Source organism: Methylibium rhizosphaerae, from assembly GCF_006386545.1.
In the GTDB taxonomy this organism is placed as follows: domain Bacteria; phylum Pseudomonadota; class Gammaproteobacteria; order Burkholderiales; family Burkholderiaceae_C; genus Pseudorivibacter; species Pseudorivibacter rhizosphaerae.
Map to the genome: position 1 here is coordinate 242,839 of NZ_SWAR01000001.1, position 17,542 is coordinate 260,380.

At 69.0% G+C, this 17,542-nt stretch carries 16 protein-coding genes; 8 read left to right on the forward strand and 8 right to left on the reverse strand.

From position 1 onward, the window contains the following. Nucleotides 1–92 precede the first annotated feature (92 nt). The 6 genes from E8D38_RS01025 to xseA all read right to left on the reverse strand — a co-directional run bounded on the left by E8D38_RS01025 (nt 93) and on the right by xseA (nt 8,081). Entirely contained in the window at nt 93–2,522 is a 2,430-nt protein-coding gene (locus E8D38_RS01025; RefSeq protein ID WP_140625851.1) for a sensor domain-containing protein, read from the reverse strand. Further along, nucleotides 2,522–3,829 carry a cyclic di-GMP phosphodiesterase gene (locus tag E8D38_RS01030; RefSeq protein ID WP_140625852.1) on the reverse strand — a complete coding sequence of 436 codons (1,308 nt, stop codon included), beginning with the start codon at nt 3,827–3,829 and terminating at the stop codon, nt 2,522–2,524. The genes E8D38_RS01025 and E8D38_RS01030 overlap by 1 nt, the downstream gene beginning before the upstream one ends. A gap of 69 nt (nt 3,830–3,898) precedes the next feature. Then, nucleotides 3,899–5,320 carry a sensor histidine kinase gene (locus E8D38_RS01035; protein WP_140625853.1) on the reverse strand — a complete coding sequence of 474 codons (1,422 nt, stop codon included), beginning with the start codon at nt 5,318–5,320 and terminating at the stop codon, nt 3,899–3,901. A 3-nt stretch (nt 5,321–5,323) separates the two neighbouring features. After that, complete coding sequence (locus E8D38_RS01040) at nt 5,324–6,022, reverse strand: response regulator (protein ID WP_181178880.1); 699 nt, start codon at nt 6,020–6,022, stop codon at nt 5,324–5,326. 91 nt (nt 6,023–6,113) lie between these two features. After that, nucleotides 6,114–6,695, reverse strand: coding sequence for a superoxide dismutase (gene sodB / locus E8D38_RS28750; RefSeq protein WP_246099294.1), 582 nt, complete (start codon nt 6,693–6,695; stop codon nt 6,114–6,116). A 93-nt stretch (nt 6,696–6,788) separates the two neighbouring features. Continuing rightward, entirely contained in the window at nt 6,789–8,081 is a 1,293-nt protein-coding gene (xseA, locus tag E8D38_RS01045; RefSeq protein ID WP_246099295.1) for an exodeoxyribonuclease VII large subunit, read from the reverse strand. A 343-nt stretch (nt 8,082–8,424) separates the two neighbouring features. Here xseA and E8D38_RS01050 point away from each other — a divergent pair, with 343 nt between their 5' ends. From E8D38_RS01050 to ggt, 8 genes are all read left to right on the forward strand, one after another. After that, nucleotides 8,425–9,072 (forward strand): MotA/TolQ/ExbB proton channel family protein, encoded by a 648-nt coding sequence (locus tag E8D38_RS01050; RefSeq protein WP_140625854.1) that lies wholly within the window; start codon nt 8,425–8,427, stop codon nt 9,070–9,072. A gap of 8 nt (nt 9,073–9,080) precedes the next feature. Then, complete coding sequence (locus E8D38_RS01055) at nt 9,081–9,512, forward strand: ExbD/TolR family protein (protein ID WP_140625855.1); 432 nt, start codon at nt 9,081–9,083, stop codon at nt 9,510–9,512. A 23-nt stretch (nt 9,513–9,535) separates the two neighbouring features. Beyond that, a complete protein-coding gene (gene lpxK / locus E8D38_RS01060) occupies nt 9,536–10,573 on the forward strand; it encodes a tetraacyldisaccharide 4'-kinase (protein WP_246099296.1) in 1,038 nt (345 codons plus the stop codon). Nucleotides 10,574–10,601: 28 nt separating this feature from the next. Then, nucleotides 10,602–10,799 carry a Trm112 family protein gene (locus E8D38_RS01065; RefSeq protein ID WP_140625857.1) on the forward strand — a complete coding sequence of 66 codons (198 nt, stop codon included), beginning with the start codon at nt 10,602–10,604 and terminating at the stop codon, nt 10,797–10,799. Then, nucleotides 10,796–11,557 carry a 3-deoxy-manno-octulosonate cytidylyltransferase gene (gene kdsB, locus E8D38_RS01070; protein ID WP_140625858.1) on the forward strand — a complete coding sequence of 254 codons (762 nt, stop codon included), beginning with the start codon at nt 10,796–10,798 and terminating at the stop codon, nt 11,555–11,557. Before E8D38_RS01065 ends, kdsB begins: the two co-directional genes overlap by 4 nt. A gap of 133 nt (nt 11,558–11,690) precedes the next feature. Beyond that, on the forward strand, nt 11,691–12,344 hold the full coding sequence (gene adk / locus E8D38_RS01075; protein ID WP_140625859.1) for an adenylate kinase: 654 nt from the start codon (nt 11,691–11,693) through the stop codon (nt 12,342–12,344). Nucleotides 12,345–12,466: 122 nt separating this feature from the next. Further along, a complete protein-coding gene (locus E8D38_RS01080) occupies nt 12,467–13,225 on the forward strand; it encodes a 3-hydroxyacyl-CoA dehydrogenase (protein WP_140625860.1) in 759 nt (252 codons plus the stop codon). 102 nt (nt 13,226–13,327) lie between these two features. Then, nucleotides 13,328–15,166 carry a gamma-glutamyltransferase gene (gene ggt / locus E8D38_RS01085; protein ID WP_140625861.1) on the forward strand — a complete coding sequence of 613 codons (1,839 nt, stop codon included), beginning with the start codon at nt 13,328–13,330 and terminating at the stop codon, nt 15,164–15,166. 25 nt (nt 15,167–15,191) lie between these two features. Here the strand turns inward: ggt and E8D38_RS01090 are convergent, their stop codons facing one another. Continuing rightward, nucleotides 15,192–15,893, reverse strand: coding sequence for an energy transducer TonB (locus E8D38_RS01090; RefSeq protein ID WP_181178877.1), 702 nt, complete (start codon nt 15,891–15,893; stop codon nt 15,192–15,194). Between the two features lie 369 nt (nt 15,894–16,262). Continuing rightward, complete coding sequence (malE, locus tag E8D38_RS01095) at nt 16,263–17,486, reverse strand: maltose/maltodextrin ABC transporter substrate-binding protein MalE (RefSeq protein ID WP_140625863.1); 1,224 nt, start codon at nt 17,484–17,486, stop codon at nt 16,263–16,265. Nucleotides 17,487–17,542: the final 56 nt, after the last annotated feature.

Here is a 17,542-nt window from a genome sequence, read left to right on the forward strand (position 1 = left end):
TCGGTTCGAGAAAATTGCATGCGGGAGCATGCGGGGCGCACTCTACGGCAAATGCGCAGGCCCCTCCCCGCCGGCCTTTGCCGCCGGCGCCGTCAGGCCAGCACCGCGCCCTGGGCAGCCCCTGCGTCGCGCCCCTGCAGCGACATCAGCCGCTCGAAGGCCTCGGGCGCCACCGCCGGCGAATAGAGGAAGCCCTGGAACTCGTCGCACCCCGCAGCCTCCAGGAAGCGGCGCTGCGCCTCGTTCTCCACCCCCTCGGCAATGACGGCCAGGCGCAGGGCCTTGCCCAGGTGGATGATGGCGTGGGCGATCCCGACGTCGCTCTCGTCGTCGGGCAGGCCGCTGATGAACGACCGGTCGATCTTGAGCTTGCGGATCGGGAAGCGCTTCAGGTAGCCCAGGCTGGAGTAGCCGGTGCCGAAGTCGTCGATCGCCAGGCACACGCCCAGCCGGGCCAGCGCGCTGAGGCGCTGCAACGCTTCGTCGGCATCGCGCAGCAGGATGGACTCGGTGAGCTCGAGCTCCAGGTATTCGGCGGGCAGCCCGGCACTGCCCAGCACGCCGGCCACCCGCTCGACGAAGTTGACCTGCTGGAACTGCAGCGCCGACACGTTGACCGACACGGTGATCGGCTGGCCGGCGCGGTACCACTGTGCGCCCTGCCGCACCGCCTCGGCCAGCACCCAGTCGCCCAGCGCCACGATGAAGCCGCTCTCCTCGGCCACCGGGATGAACTGCGCAGGCGACATGTCGCCCATCACCGGATCGCGCCAGCGGATCAGTGCCTCGGCACCGATGATGCGGCCGCTCGCGAGCTCGACCTGCGGCTGGTAGTGCAGCTTGAACGCGTCGTTGGCAAGCGCCAGCCGCATCGCGTGGTCCAGCTTCATGCGCGACAGCAGGTCTACGTTCATCTGGGGCTTGTAGAAGCGGAAGCTGCCCCGGCCGCGTTCCTTCACCCGGTACATCGCGGTGTCGGCATGCTTGACCAGGTCGTCCAGCGTGACGCCGTCGTTCGGGTACATCGCCACCCCGATGCTGCCGGTGACGGAGAAGTTCAGGTCGCCCAGCGCGAACGGCAGCGCCAGCGCTTCCAGCACCCGGCGGGCTGTCGACTCGGCGCCGCGCGCGTCTGCCTCGTGCAGCAGCATCACGAATTCGTCGCCGCCCAGCCGGGCCACGGTGTCCACCTCGCGAAGGCAGCCCTTGAGCCGCTCGGCCACTTCCATCAGCACGCGGTCGCCGAAGTGGTGGCCCAGCGAGTCGTTGATGTGCTTGAAGCGGTCGAGGTCGAGGAACAGCAGCGCGAAGCTGCCGTTGTCGCGCCGGGCCAGCGCCAGCGCGAACTCGATGCGCTCGGTGAGCTTCAGCCGGTTGGGCAGGCCGGTCAGCGCGTCGGAATAGGCGAGCTGCTCGATGCGGCGCTGGTCATGCAGCTTGTCGGTCAGGTCGCGGAAGAAGCAGATGTAGTGCAGCGGTGCGCCGTGAGCATCCGGCACCCGCACGAAGGACACCTGGCCGGGCCGCGCCTCGCCGTCGGCGCGGCGGTGCCACAGCTCGCCGGCCCAGTAGCCCTGGGCCGCCAGCGCCTGTTCTGCCCGGGTGGTGCCGGCTTCGTCGGCCGGATCGTGGAACAGCTCGTGCAGCCGCTGCCCGGCGACGCTGCGGCCCACCCCGCCCAGCAGCCGTTCGCAGCTCGGGTTGGCGGCCACGATGCGGCCATCGGCATCGGTCACGAAGATCGCATCGAGGCTGGCCTCGAACACCTTGGAGGCCAGCTGCAGCCGCGACTCGTTGGCCAGGCGCTGGGTGATGTCGCGGAACGAATACACCCGGCCGATCGGGCGACCGCGCCCGTATTGCGGCAGCGTCACACGTTCGAGCACCTTGCCCGAGTGCAGCACCAGCACGTCGGTGGCCCTCAACAGCGGCGCGTTGTCGATGTCCAGCAACCGGCGGGTGTAGCTCGCCTCGTCGACCACGCCGCGGTGCATCCAGGCATAGATGGCCGCGTCATTGCGTTCGGTCAGCAGCTCCGGCGGCAGGCTCCACAGCGCGGCGAAATGCTGGTTGTATCCGCGGATGCCGCCGTCGAGGTCGGTCACCAGGATGCCGTCGGCGGTGCTCTCCAGCGTGGCCCGCAATTCGGCCACCAGCTTCTCGAGCTCGTCTTCGGCGCGGCGCTGTTCGCTCAGGTCGCGCACGCCGACCACATAGACGGCCTCGCCGGGCGCCACCCACACGCGGCTGACGCGCCGCTCCACCTGCACCGTGCTGCCGTCGCGGCGGCGCACCAGCGTGTCCGACAGGATGCGGTCCGACACCCCGGCAGTCACGTCCTCCCAGAAGAACAGGTCCTCGGGCGCCGCCGCGAGATCCACCACCGGCAGTCCGACCAGTTCGGCCGCCGGTGCGCCGAGCAGACGCGCCGCCGCCTCGTTGGCCGCAAGCAGCCGCAGCTCGTGCGGGTCGACGACCCACACCGCCTCGAGCATGCCCTCGATGAGGTTCTTCCACGACATCACGCGGCCTCCGGCGGCGCCAGCTCGCGGGCACGCTCGAAGAAGTAGCTGATGCGAGGGCGCGGCGACAGGTAGTCGAGCGTCGCGCGGGGCAGCTGCTGCGGCTTGAGGCTGCGCCGCACGCCGAGTTCGGGCGTCTCCTCGAGATCGAGCACCAGGCACTCGGCACGCGGCACCCGCACGTCGTGCACCACCACCCGCGGCTTGAGCGGTCGCGCCGAGTTGACCGACACCACCAGGGCATAGCGGTCGTCGGTGAGCTGCACCACCGAGCCCGGCGGGTACACGCCCATCATCTTGATGAACGCACCCAGCATGGCGGCGTCGTAGCGCGCCTTCATCTGGGCAAAGATGTATGACAGCGCCTCGTGCGGCGTCATCGCCTGCGCGGGGCTGGGCGGGTTGCAGAGGTTGTCGTAGCGGTTGACCAGCGCAATGATGCGGCCGGCCTGGGTCATGCGGTCAGCCTTCGCCCGCTGCGGGAAGCCGGTGCCGTCGGCATGCTCGTGGTGCTGGCCGATCGCCAGCGTCGCGCCGGCGCTCAGGTTCATCTTGCGCGCCAGGTTCACGCCGTGGTTCACGTGCTCCTGGTAGAGGCGCGCCTGGGCCGCCGAGAAGGTGTCGTCCTTGTAGCGCACCCGGTCGGGCAACTCGATCTTGCCGATGTCGTGAAGCAGTGCGCCCACGCCGAGGTCCGCCAGCTCCTGGCCCTCCAGCCCCACCGCCTTGCCGAGCAGCAGCGAGGTCACCGTCACGTTCAGCGCATGGGTCGAGGCTCGGTCGCCGGCCCCTTCGGAGAGCAGCCGGATGCAGATCTCGTCGGCGCAGGACATCCTGTTCAGGAAGCCGTCCACCAGAGCCTCGGACTGCTCGCGGGCGGTCTGCGGTTGTGCCGAGCACAGGTCGACCGCCTGCCTGTAGGCCTTCGCAGCCTCGGCGAACTGGCGCTCGCACTGCCGCAGGCTGGCCTGCTGGCTTTGCAGCAGCTCCCGCCGGGCGCGCAGGCCGGCTTCGCGTGCCTCGGCCTCGGCACGCGCCGCTTCGTTCGCCGCTTCGTTCGCCGCCTCGGTCACCGGCAGCGTGGCCATCGACGCCGGCTGCAGCGGCACCTCGGGGTCGCTGCGCTCGGGCGAGTAGCGCACGCGGGCCATGCCCAGCTCGCGGATGGTCGAGATCTGGTCGGCCGAGGCGATCTTGAAGCTGCTCAACGGGAATGGATGCCCCATCCACCCGACGTCGAGGTGGACAAACATGCCGACGCGCAAGTGCGCCACATCGACATACTGCGGATCCGGTTTGGTCTTCATCCCTGAACGGTCAACTCGACGGCGGCCCATGCGGGCCTTTTCGCTTCTCCAGCGGATATCGACACCGTTTCAGGCTTCTTGAGCACGCCGCAGGTGCAGGGAAAAGCAGGTGCCCGTGATCTCCGGCGCGCTGGCCACTGTGAGGCGCCCGCCCAGCCGTTCGCTGACCTCGCGGGCGATGGCCAGGCCCAGGCCGGAGCCGTCGTCATTGCGGCGGTCGGCCCGGTCGCCGCGCCAGAACGGCTCGAACACATGCGCCAGGTGCTCGGGCGGGATGCCCGGCCCGTCGTCATGCACGCCGATGTGCACGCCGGCGTCGTCCTGCTCGATGCGCAGCTCGATGTTGGGTCCGCCGTAGCGCAGCGCGTTGTCGAGCAGGTTGTTGACGATCTCTCCCAGCCACACCGGATGTGCCCATGCCAGGCAAGGCTGCGGCGGCGCTTCGAGGGCAATGTTGCGGCCCTCCCGCACCGCCTGGAGCACCAGCGGCTCGGCCGCGCTGCGCAGCACCGGCGTCACGTCGAGCACCTGCTGCGACTGCACGTCGGTGAGGGCTGCTTCGGCGCGCGCAAGGCGCAGCAGCTGCGCGATGAGCCGGGCCATGCGGTCGGTGGACAAGGCGAGCGCGTCGGTCAGCTGGCTCCAGCCGCCCGGCGGAAGGGCCTGCAGCTCATGCTGCAGCTCCTGCACCAGCACGCGCAGGCCGGCCACGGGCGTGCGCAACTGGTGGGCCGCGTCGGCCACGAAGCGGCGCTGGCCGTCGATCGATCGCCTCACGTTGCCCAGCAGCGTGTTGATGCGCTCGATGAGCGGCAGGATCTCGCGCGGCACGGCCGCCAGCGGCAGCGGCCGCAGGTCGTGGGCGTCGCGCCGCTCCACCTCGCCGATCACCTCGCGCAGCGGTGCCACGCCGCGGCGGATGCCCCAGGCCAGCAGCACGAAGGTCAGCGTCCCGAGCGCCAGCGTCGGGCCGATCGCGCCCCACTGCACCTCGCGCACCAGCTGGGCGCGCTTGCGGGTCGTTTCCACCACCACCACGGTGACCAGCTGGTCGAGCATCGGCGAGGCCACCGTGACCAGGGCGCCGCGCACCGGCTCCTTCAGGTAGGTGGCGTCGAACAGCACCGTCTTGTCGAGGTTGCGGGTTCGAGCGGGCGGCATCGGCAGGTCGCCGGCGCCGGCCAGCACCTGCCCGTCCTCGTCCACCACCATGAAGCTGTTGCGGTCGGCCACGTCCCAGGACATGAGCTCCAGCGTCTGGCGGCTGATCTGGATGCTGGGGCCCTGCTCGCCCCAGGTGACCTGCGTGGCAATGGCGCCGGCTTCGTCCTGCAGGGCGCGGTCGAAGGCCGCATTGCCCGCATAGCGGGCCACGACGTAGGCGCCGCCGGCGGCGACCGCCACGCCGAACAGCCACACCCACAGCAGCGGCGCGAGCAGCTGGCGCCGCAGGCTCGGCTGGCGGGGCGAATAGAAGTCGGGGACGGCCAAGGTTCAGGGGTGGGCGTCGGCCGGCGCGGCGCCCGGCTCGGCAACTTCCATCACGTAGCCGAAGCCGCGCACCGTCTTGATGACGACGCCGAGTTCGCCAAACCGCTTGCGCAGCCGGTGCACATAGACCTCGACGGAGTTTTCGCTGAAGTCGGCCTCCCAGTTCGAGAGGGTCGAGACGATCAGCTCCTTGGGCACCACGCGGCCGGGCTTGGCCATCAGCATCTCGGTCAGCGCGAACTCGCGCGGCGACAGCCGCACACGCTCGCCGTTGCACCGCAGTTCCTTGTGCTGCAGGTCCATCGTGAGCGGCCCGAGCTGCAGGGTGTCGTCCACCCGGCCGTCGGAGCGGCGCTTGAGCGCCCGCAGGCGGGCCAGCAGCTCGGGGATGTCGAAGGGCTTGACCAGGTAGTCATCGGCGCCTGCGTCGAGCCCCTGCACCCGGTCGCGCACGTCGTCGCGCGCGGTGAGCAGCAGCACCGGCAGCTTGGCACCCTGCTTGCGCCAGAAGCGCAGCACCTCCATGCCGTCGCGGCGCGGCAGGCCCAGGTCGAGCACGGCCATGTCGAACTGGCCGACCAGCCCTTCGGCACAGGCGGCCATGCCGTCGGCCAGCACGTCGACCTGCCAGCCTTCGCGCTGCAGCGCGCGCGCCACGCCCAGGCTCAACGCCGAGTCGTCTTCCACCAGCAACACCCGCACCGCCATCGTCACCTCCAGCGCGGAATTGTCGCCGTGCCGCGCCATGAAAAAGGCCGGCTCGAGGCCGGCCTTTCCCCAATAGCGTGTGCGATCAGGCGAAGTTCTTCTCGGCGAAGTCCCAGTTCACGAGGCTCGTGAGGAAGGTCTCGACGAACTTCGGGCGGGCATTGCGGAAGTCGATGTAGTAGGCATGCTCCCACACGTCGATGGTGAGCAGCGGCTTGTCGGTGGTGGTCAGCGGCGTGGCGGCGTTGCTGGTGTTCACCAGGTCCACGGAGCCATCGGCCTTCTTGACCAGCCAGGTCCAGCCCGAACCGAAGTTGCCCACGGCCGACTTGGTGAAGGCTTCCTTGAAGGCGGCATAGCTGCCGAACTTGGCATTGATGGCCGCGGCCAGCGCCCCCTTGGGCTCGCCGCCGCCCTGCGGCTTCATGCTGTTCCAGAAGAAGGTGTGGTTCCAGACCTGGGCGGAGTTGTTGAAGATGCCGCCGCTGGACTTCTTGATGATCTCTTCAAGGCCCAGGTTCTCGAACTCGGTGCCCTTGATGAGGTTGTTGAGGTTGGTGACGTAAGCCTGGTGATGCTTGCCGTAGTGGAAGTCGAAGGTTTCCTTCGAGATGTGCGGGGCGAGTGCGTCGGCCGCATACGGCAGGGGGGGCAGGGTGTGTTCCATGTCTTCTTCCTCTCGTGAGATGGGTGGTTCGAATCGAACCGGAGGATTGTAGGCAGGCGTGATGGCCCTGCCGTGCCTGCAGACTTGGGCGCCTCAGGGCTTGCCTTCCTCGATCCGATGGACCTGCGCCTCGATGCGCCCGTCGGCCAGCACCGCGACGATGCCCTGCCCCAGCTGCACCTGCTTCGCGGAGGTCACGGCATGGCCTTGCGCATCGCTGATCCACGCATAGCCGCGCTGCAGCACGCGCTGCGGGTCGACCGCCGACAGGCGGTTGCCCAGCGTTTCGAGCCGCTGCCCGCGCAGCAGTTGCGCCATGGCCGCCGCACGCTGCAGCCGCTCGGCCTGCCGCAGCAGCTCGCGCTCGCGAGCTGCGCGCCAGTGGGAGGTGCCGGTCAGCCAGCGCTGCTGCAGGAGCGCCAGCGTGTGCCGGTGCCGCTGCAGCATCTGCGCCGGCCTTGCCATGCGCAAGGCCGTCTGGTCGAGCCGCTGATCGGAGGCGTCGAGCTGGCGCCTCACACGCTCGCGCAGGCGGCGCGCGAGCGCTTGCAGGTGCGACTTGCAGTCGGCACACACCGGGGCCGCCAGTTCCGCGGCCGCCGTCGGCGTGGGCGCCCGCAGGTCGGCCGCGAGGTCGGCCAGCGTCACGTCGGTTTCATGGCCCACGCCACAGACCACCGGCAGCGGGCTCGCGGCCACCGCACGCACGACCCGCTCGTCATTGAAGGCCCAAAGGTCCTCGAGCGAGCCGCCGCCGCGGCAGAGGATGAGCGCGTCGACTTCAGCGCGCCGCCCCGCCAGCGCCAGCGCGGCCACCAGCTGTGCCGGCGCTTCGGCGCCCTGCACCGCACTCGGGTAGACGATCACCTCCACCTGAGGCGCCCGCCGGGCCAGCGCCGTCACCACGTCGTGCAGGGCCGCAGCCCCGAGCGAGGTGACCACACCCAGGCGCCGCGGGAATCGCGGCAGCGCCCGCTTGCGCTCGGCGGCGAAGAGGCCCTGCGCCTCCAGCCTGGCCTTCTGTCGCAGGAACTGCTCGTACAACGCGCCGGCACCCGCGCTGCGCATGCTCTCGACCACGAACTGGAGGTCGCCGCGCGGCTCGTACACCGCGACGCGGCCGCGCACCTCGACCAGCTGGCCCTCCCGCGGCTCGAAATCGAGCAAGGCGGCCGAGCGGCGAAACATCGCGCAACGCAGCAGCGCGGCGCCGGACTCGTCTTGCAGGCTGAAGTAGCAATGGCCGCTCGCTGCGCGGCTGAACCCCGCGAGTTCGCCTCGCACCGTGCAGGCGGCAAAGCGCGCGGCCAGCGTGTCGGCCACCGCATGCACGAGGCCGGCCACCGTCCAGACTTGCCGCCCGAGCCCGCCGGACGGGGCGTTCATGTCACGCATGCGGCGCCAGCCCAGTGTTTTTGCGGCACCAGAACTCCACAACCGCGCCGTTGCAGGCTTTGCGCCGGGGTGTGCATGTCATGAGGCTTTCACAATCGCGTAAGTGACTGATCTGCAATGACTTTTCATTGCCTTTTGTTTGAGCATTTTGTCGAAAGCCTTGATTTTTCGGGCCTTCGCGTGGCGGCGACCCCGGTTGCCCACAAAGTTGTCCACAGCAACGGTGGATGGATCCGGGTTTCAGGTCGGTGTGGTGCGCATGCCGCGCCACCTGATCCACGAGGCCCATGCGGCGCCATAATCGCGCCCGACTCAAAGCCGCCTAGAGGGGACCTTGCTTTCGATCATACAAGCCGCTGGCTGGCCGATCTGGCCGCTGATCCTGTGTTCCATCGTCGCGCTGGCGCTGGTGATCGAGCGCTTCATGAGCCTGCGCTCCACCCGCGTGGCGCCGCCCAAGCTGCTCGATGAAGTGATCTCCTTCACCCGCTCGAGCCTGCCCGCCCCCGACGTGGTGAACAAGCTCGCGAACAACTCGGTGCTGGGCATGGTGCTGGCTTCAGGCCTGCGAGCGCTGATCGCGGAGCCGCGCATCAGCGAGCAGGCCCTGCGCGCGGTGTTCGAGTCGGCCGGCCGCGCCGCCGTGCACAAGCTCGAGCGCTACCTCAACACGCTGGGCACCATCGCCACCGCAGCGCCGCTGCTGGGGCTGCTGGGCACTGTGGTGGGCATGATCGAGATCTTCGGTTCGCAGTCGCCCACGTCCGGCAGCAATCCCGAGCAACTCGCTCACGGGATTTCGGTGGCGCTGTACAACACCGCGTTCGGCCTCATCGTCGCCATCCCGTCGCTGATGTTCTACCGGTACTTCCGCGGACTGGTGCATGACTTCACCATCGAGCTCGAGCAGGCCGCCGAGCGCATGGTGCCGCACCTGATGCGCTTCGTGATCGCCCGCGAGAAGCAGCAGCAACAAGGCTGAGCCAGGCCATGCGATTCACCCACCGCCGAAGCGAAGAGCCGGAGATCAACCTGATCCCGTTCATCGACGTGCTGCTGGTCGTGCTGATCTTCCTGATGCTCACGACCACCTACTCGAAGTTCACCGAACTCAAGGTGAACCTGCCGGTGGCCGATGCGGAGCGCTCGCGCGACTACCCGAAGGAAATCATCGTCTCGGTGGCAGGCGACGGCCGCTATGCGGTCAACAGGAAGCCGGTCGAGGGTCGCAGCATCGAGCTGCTGGCCGCCGAGCTGGCGGCGGCAGCCGCCGGCGAAAAGGACCGCATGGTGATCATCTCGGCCGATGCCACGGCAGCCCACCAGAGCGTCATCAACGTGATGGACGCGGCACGCCGCGCCGGGCTTTCGCAACTCACCTTCGCGACGCAGTCCTCACGCTCCGGCGGCGACTCGAACTGAGTCGCGCCACGGAAGGCCCTCGCTTGTCCACCGGGTCGCAGCGGCTGCAGCAGGCCTGGCTGCAGCGCGGCGCACTCTCCCGAGCGCTGTGGCCGCTGTCGCGGCTGTTCGGCCTGCTCGTCGGCACCCGCAGGCTGCTGTATCGCAGCGGACTCAAGCGCGCCGAAAGCGTGGGGCTTCCGCTCGTCGTGGTGGGCAACCGCATCGTGGGCGGCGCGGGCAAGACCCCGGTGGTGATGGCGCTGGTGGAGCACCTGCGTTCACGCGGCCTGCGGCCGGGTGTCATCTCGCGCGGCTACGGCCGGCGCACGCAGGGTGTGCTCGAAGCCACGCGTGAGCGCACCGCCAGCGAGGTCGGCGACGAGCCGCTGCTGATCCACCTGCGCACCGGAGCCCCGGTGGTGGTGGGCCGCGACCGCACAGCGGCGGCCTGGGCCTTGCGGACCGCCCATCCCGAAATCGACGTGATCGTCTGCGACGACGGCCTGCAGCACCTGCGCCTGGCGCGCGAGATCGAGATCATCGTGTTCGACGATCGCGGCGCCGGCAACGGCTGGCTGCTGCCGGCCGGCCCCTTGCGCGAACCGTTGCAGGCCGCATCGCTCGCGAAGCGCCAGATCGTGCTCTATACCGGCGGCGTGGCGAGCACGCCGCTGCCGGGCTTCATCGCGCAGCGCGGCCTGGGCGGCGTGGTGCCGCTGGCCGGCTGGTGGAATGCGCGTACCGCCACCGACCTGCGGGTGTTGGCCGGCCGCAGTGTCTTGGCGGTGGCCGGCATCGCGCGCCCCGAGCGCTTCTTCGAATCGCTGGCCCGAGCCGGCCTGGAGATCACCCCGCTCCCGCTGCCCGACCACGACGGCTTCGAGCATCTGCCCTGGCCGGCCGGCACGACCGACGTCGTGGTCACCGAAAAGGATGCGATCAAGCTGGACCCGGCGCGGGTGGCGCGCGAAACGCCGGCGACGCGGGTGTGGGTGGCAACGCTAGACTTCCAGCCCGATCCGGAATTCTTCGGCGCCGTGGACCGTGCGCTGCAGGACATCGGTGCCCTCGCGCACTGACCGGCCGAACGCCTCACCGAGAACCGCCATGGACACCCGCCTGATCGAACTGCTGGTCTGCCCCCTCTGCAAAGGACCGCTCACGCACGAGCGCGAAGCGCACGAACTCGTCTGCCCGGCCGACCACCTGGCCTTTCCCGTGCGCGACGGCATCCCGGTGATGCTGGAGAGCGCCGCACGGCCGCTCGACGAGCCCGCGCCCTCCGTTCCGGCGGCCAGCGCATGAGCTTCACCGTGCTCGTGCCGGCACGGCTGGCTTCGACCCGCCTGCCCAACAAGCCGCTGGCCGACATCGCCGGACTGCCGATGGTGGTGCGGGTGGCGCAGCGTGCGGCACAAAGCAAGGCCAAGGCCGTCGTGGTCGCGGCGGACGATGCCTCGGTGGCCGAGGCTTGCAAGGCCCATGGTGTCGGTGTGGTGCTGACGCGCCGCGACCACGCCACGGGCAGCGACCGCCTGGCCGAGGCTTGCATGCTGCTGGGGCTCGATGGCACAGACGTGGTGGTCAACGTGCAGGGCGACGAGCCGCTGATCGACCCGGCCCTGATCGACGCCTGCGCGGCCCTGCTGGCCGAACGCAGCGACTGCGTGATGAGCACGGCCGCCCATGCGATCGAAGACCCGGCCGAGTTCACCAACCCCAACGTGGTGAAGGTGGTGCTCGACGCGGCAAATCGCGCGCTCTACTTCTCGCGCGCGCCCATCCCGTGGTGGCGCGACGGCTATGCCTCGGGCATCTCAGGCCTGAGCGACCCATTGCCGCTGCGGCATGTGGGCCTCTATGCCTACCAGGCCGGCTTCCTTCGCCGCTTCCCGAGCCTGCCGCCGGCGCCTCTCGAAGGCGTGGAGTCGCTCGAGCAATTGCGTGTGCTGTGGCACGGCGAACGCATCGCAGTCCATGTGAGTGCGTCGCGTCCCGGACCGGGCGTCGACACCGCCGAAGACCTGGAGCGGGTGCGCGAAATCCTCTTGCGGGCCGCCTGATGGTGCGTGCCCCCGCAGGGGGCGCCGAGTCAGGTTCGCGAAGGGGTGCGTGGTATCCTCGCCGCGAAAAAACGCGGGGCCTCAGGCTCTCTCTTCGAGGACCCCGGATCCATACGAGACACCAAGGAATCCCATGAGATTGATCCTGTTGGGCGCCCCCGGCGCCGGCAAGGGCACGCAGGCTGCCTTCATCTGCCAGAAGTACGGCATCCCGCAGATCTCAACCGGCGACATGCTGCGTGCCGCAGTGAAGGCCGGGACTCCGCTGGGCCTGGCCGCCAAGAAGGTGATGGATTCCGGTGCCCTGGTGAGCGACGACATCATCATCGGTCTCGTGAAGGAACGCATCGCCCAGCCGGACTGCGCCAAGGGCTTCCTGTTCGACGGCTTCCCGCGGACCATTCCGCAGGCCGATGCCATGAAGGCTGCCGGCGTGAAGCTCGACTACGTGCTCGAGATCGACGTGCCCGATGAAGCCATAATCGAGCGCATGAGCGGGCGCCGCGTGCATGCGGCGTCGGGCCGCACCTACCACGTGAAGTACAACCCGCCCAAGGTCGCCGGCCGTGACGATGCCACCGGCGAAGAACTGATCCAGCGCGAGGACGACAAGGAAGAGACCGTCAAGAAGCGCCTGGCCGTCTACCAGGCGCAGACGCGCCCGCTGGTCGACTACTACTCCGCCTGGGCCGCCACCGGCGATGGCGCGGCGCCGAAGTACCGCAAGATCAGCGGCACCGGCGGCGTCGAGGAGATCACCGCACGCGCGCTCGCCGCACTGGCCTGAAGTCTGCAAGATGGAGCCGCCCGCGAGGCGGCTCTTTTTCGGCCTCGAATTGACGTTTACGTCAACGTCAACGAACTGCGGCCGACCGTACTCACTCACACATCCACCGACAGGAGCACTCCATGGAAATCAAAGGCAAGGTCTTCATCGTCACCGGCGGCGCATCGGGCCTGGGCGAAGGCACCGCACGCATGCTCGCCAGCGAAGGCGGCAAGGTCGTGATCGCCGACCTGCAGGTCGAAAAGGGCGAGGCCCTGGCCCGCGAGATCGGCGGCGCCTTCGTGAAGTGCGACGTGTCGGACGAAGAGGACGGCAAGGCCGTCGTGGCGAAGGCCGTCTCGATGGGCAAGCTGATGGGCCTGGTCAACTGCGCCGGCATTGCGCCCGCCGTCAAGACCGTAGGCAAAGACGGCGCCCACCCGCTGGCGGTCTACACCAAGGTGATCAGCGTCAACCTGATCGGCAGCTTCAACATGATCCGGCTGGCTGCCGAGGCGATGTGCAAGAACGAACCGGAGGCCACCGGTGAACGCGGCGTGATGATCTCCACCGCCAGCGTGGCCGCCTTCGACGGGCAGATCGGCCAAGCCGCCTATGCGGCCTCGAAGGGTGGCGTGGTCGGCATGACGCTGCCGATCGCCCGCGACCTGGCACGCAACGGCATCCGCAACATGACCATCGCCCCCGGCATCTTCGGCACGCCGATGCTGTTCTCGATGCCGCAGGAGGTGCAGGACGCGCTGGCCGCCAGCGTCCCCTTCCCCAGCCGCCTCGGCAAGCCGGAGGACTACGCGAAGCTGGTGCACCAGATCATCACCAACGACATGCTCAACGGCGAAGTGATCCGCCTCGACGGCGCGATCCGCCTCGCCCCTCGCTGACGTCCGACCGCGGCATGCGGTTGTGAGCGAGGTAACAAAACGCCAGCAGCGCTCGCGGCGCAGGGAGTGCTGGCGCAGGATGGCGTGTTTTCCGGAGACACCATGCATCTGAAGAGCACGTCGACATCGCCGCACCATCGGCTCGCCGCTCATGCCTGGCTGCTGAGCCTGTTGTTGCTCCTGGGTGCCTGCGCCACCCAGCGCCCTGCTGCCGAGTTCAACTACCAGCCGCCCGACCAGCCCGAAGCCGCGTCGGGTTATGTCGAGAAGTCCGGCTGGCAGACGCGCAAGTTCGCGGTGGCGGCGGCCAACCCGCTCGCCACTGACGCGGGCTACCAGGTGCTCAAGGCCGGCGGTTCCGCCATCGATGCGGCGATCGCGGTGCAGATGGTGCTCACGCTGGTGGAGCCGCAGTCCAGCGGCATCGGCGGCGGCGCCTTCCTGATGCACTGGGACGGCAAGCGCACCGAGGCCTACGACGGGCGCGAAACGGCGCCGGCTGCCGCCGATGAACGCCTGTTCCTCAAGCCCGACGGCACGCCGATGAGCTTCATCGAGGGCGTGGTCGGCGGCCGCTCGGTGGGAACGCCGGGCGTGCTGCGCATGCTCGAGCAGGCCCACAAGGAGCACGGCAAGCTGCCCTGGGCCCAGCTGTTCGAGCCCGCCATCCGGCTGGCCGAACAAGGTTTCAAGCTCAGCCCGCGGCTGCACACCCTGCTGTCCGGTGAAAAGCACCTGGGCCAGGACGGCACCGCCGCCGGCTACTTCCTGCTACCCGACGGCAAGGTGCCGGAACTCGGCACGGTGATGCGCAACCCGGCGCTCGCCGCCGTGTTGCGGCAAGTAGCCAGCAAGGGCGCCGATGCGTTCTATCGTGGGCCCATCGCCAGGGACATCGCCGCCAAGGTGCGCAACCACTCGAGCAACCCCGGCCGCCTGAGCGAAAAGGATCTCGCGGACTACAAGCCGAAGAAGCGCGAGCCGCTGTGCACTGACTGGCGGCGCTACCGCCTGTGCGGATTCCCGCCGCCGTCGTCCGGCCACATCGCGATCGCACAGATGCTGGGCATCCTCGAGCAGGCCACGCCCGTGGGGTCACCGCTCACCAACGGGCTGCCCAGCGACGAGGTGCTGCACAACTACACCGAGGCTGCACGCCTGGCCTTCGCCGACCGCGGCATGTACGTGGCCGACCCGGACTTCGTGGCGCCGCCGGCCGGCTCCTGGCGCAGCCTGCTGAGCGAGGCCTACCTGCTGGAGCGCGCCTCGCTGATCGGCCCCCAATCGATGAAGATCGCCAAGCCGGGCCAACCGCGCGGCACCTCGCTCGCGTGGGCGCCGCAGCCCGAGCAGCCCGAACGCGGCACCTCGCACATCTCGATCGTCGACGCCGAAGGCCGCGCCATCGCGATGACCACCACCATCGAGGACCAGTTCGGCTCGCGCCAGATGGTCAATGGCGGCACCGGACTGGCGGGCGGCTTCCTGCTCAACAACCAGCTCACCGACTTCAGCTTCGCGCCGGCCGATGCCACCACAGGCCAGCCCATCGCCAACCGGGTGCAGCCGGGCAAACGCCCGCGCTCGAGCATGAGCCCGACGCTGGTGTTCGACAAGGCGAGCGGCGAGTTGCTCATGTCGGCCGGCTCACCGGGCGGCGCGCTGATCATCCACTACACCGCGAAGACGCTGTTGGGCACGCTGGCATGGGGGCTCAACGCCCAGCAAGCCATCAACCTGCCCAACTTCGGCTCGAACAACGGGCCGACGCTGCTGGAGGCCAAGCGGTTCCCGCTCACCACCGTCGAAGCGCTCAAGTCGCGCGGCCACGAGGTGCGCGAGCAGGACATGACCAGCGGCCTGCAGGCCTTGCAGCGCAACGCCGAAGGCTGGTTCGGCGGCGCCGACCCGCGCCGCGAAGGTGTGGTGGCAGGCGACTGAGGCGGCCTCCTCGCGGAAGCGCCGCTCAGTCGAGGTTGAACCCGAGCTCCACCACCGCAGTCTGCGTCTTGCGGACCGGCTTGAAGCGCCATTGCGACACGGCCTCGATGGCCGTTTCGTTGAGGCGGCGATGCGTGGTCTTCACGACCTCGGCCTTGGCGACCGTACCGTCTGCCTGCACGTCGAAACGCACCTGCACCAGGCCCTTGCGCAGCTGGCGCATCACCGATGCCGGGAATTCGGGCTCGCCTTGCCGCACGGGCACCAGCGCGATGTCTTCGTCGTCGTCGTCAGCCGGCGCGGCGGCCTGGTTCGGAGCCACCGAGGCGACCTGCCTCTGCGCTGTGTCCGCGCTCTGGCCTTTCGCGAGTTCGCCGCCAGCCGGGTTCGCCGATACGGAGGCGGACGAAGCATCCACCTTGGTGGCATCACCGCCCTTCACTGCTGCTGAAGCTCCAGCAGTCGCGGCCGCGTCCGCGCGAGCAGGGCGCCCAGCCGGGGACGCTGTCGCTGTCGCTGGCGCAGCGGCCGGCCTGTCCTTGTCGTCGCGCCTGGATTCGGCCTTCGCTTCGGGCCTTGCCTCAGACTTGGGCTCGGGCTTGGGCTCGCCTTTGGCTTTGCGCGGCTTGTCCGAGTGGATCATGATCCAGTGGAACACCTTGTCGGCATCGCGCTTTGCGCGCTCTGCCGCCGACATCTCGCCGTTCGGCGCGGGCGGCGGCGCCACGGCAGCAGGTGCTTGCGCATGCGCCGCTTCGGCCCCCAGCGCCATGAAGGCAATGGCGGCCATTGCATGGCGACCGCGCTCACGCATGCGGCGCGCAGGTTCCAGCAGGCAGTGGGTGAGCTCCAGTGAAGTGCGCGGCAGCGATGGCCTGCCGGCAGATGCATGACGGGGCATGCAGTCCTCCGAACGTCCTTGGCGCGCACGCACACGATCGGTGGACGGCGCTTGTTGTGTTGTGCTTTCGGGTGGGAAAGCGGCTCGTGGCCGCAAGATCGCAAAAAGTGTACCCAGCTGTAGCACGACGGACGTCGGGTCGAACCCGGGCAGGCGGACGTGAAGCACTTCACGCCTGCCGGTTACATCAAGGCATCATGCGCGCCCCGGCTTGTACGGCAGCCCCTTGATCGCAGCCGCCGCCATGTCGAGCGCTTCACGCGGCTTGCGCTGGCCGCCGTTGATGTCGCGCAGCGCCGTCGTGAAGTGCTGCCAGAACAGCGTCATCTCGATGTTGCTCGGCATGGCCCGACCGGCGTAGATCGCATCCATCGAAGTGCGGATGCGCGGGTCGGCATACAGCGTCCAGAACATCTGCTTCGAAGCCGGCACGCCGAGCGGCTTGTCGGCGTTCATCTGCGCCAGCGCCGCGGGTTTCAGCAGGTGGTTCTCCAGGAAGTCCACCGCCAGCTTCTGGTGGGGCGAACCCTGCACCAGCATCGCGCCCAGCACACCAACGAAAGGCTTGGCCGCCTTGCCCGAGAGGCTGGGCAGCGGCGCCACGCCGAAGTCGATGCCGTTGTCCTTCAGCCCTTCCCACGCCCAGGGGCCGGTGATCCACATGGCCTGCTTGCCGTCCTGCATGTCGGCCTCGGCCTGCTGGTAGCTGAGGCCGCCCTCGGGGATCATGCCGATCTGCATGAGCCTCACCAGGAATTCGGCCCCCTTCACTGCACCTGGATGATTGATGCCGGTGTCGCGTGCGTCATAGCTGCCATCGAGCTTGCGCTGGAAGACGTAGGCGCCGCCCGCGGCCATCAAGGGCCAGGTGAAGTAGGGGCTGGCGGTCTCCCAGCCGAGCGCGCGGATGCCGCGGCTGCGAAAGCCGTCGTGCAGGCTGATGATCTCTTCGCAACTCTTCGGCGGCGTCGGCACGAGCTTCTTGTTGTAGAGCAGCGCGACCGCCTCCACCGAGATGGGGTAGCCCCACACCTTGCCGCCGGAGGTGAAGCCGTCCCAGGCCACTTGCACGATGTCGCTGCGAAGCGCCGGGCCAGGCGTCACCGGGACGAGCCAGCCCCGTGCCATCCAGTCGCCCAGGCGGTCGTGCGGCCACACCCAGATGTCCGGGCGTTCCGAAGCGTTGCCGCCCTTCATCACTTCCTCGAAGCGGCTCACCGCGTTGTCGAAGTGCTCGACCACCACCCTGACCCCGGTCCTTGCCGAATAGGCCTGCGCTGCTTTCGCGAGTCCCTTGTAGCCCTTGTCGGCATTGATCCAGATCCTCAGCGCGCCGCTGCCGGCGGCGGCGTGCACCCGGGGCAGCGCGGCAGCCGTTGCCGACGCACCCAGCCAATGGACGATGTTTCTGCGCTTCATGTTCTCGTACTCCTCGGTCGACGCCCTCTGCATGCGGGGCGCCGCGATCGTGCATC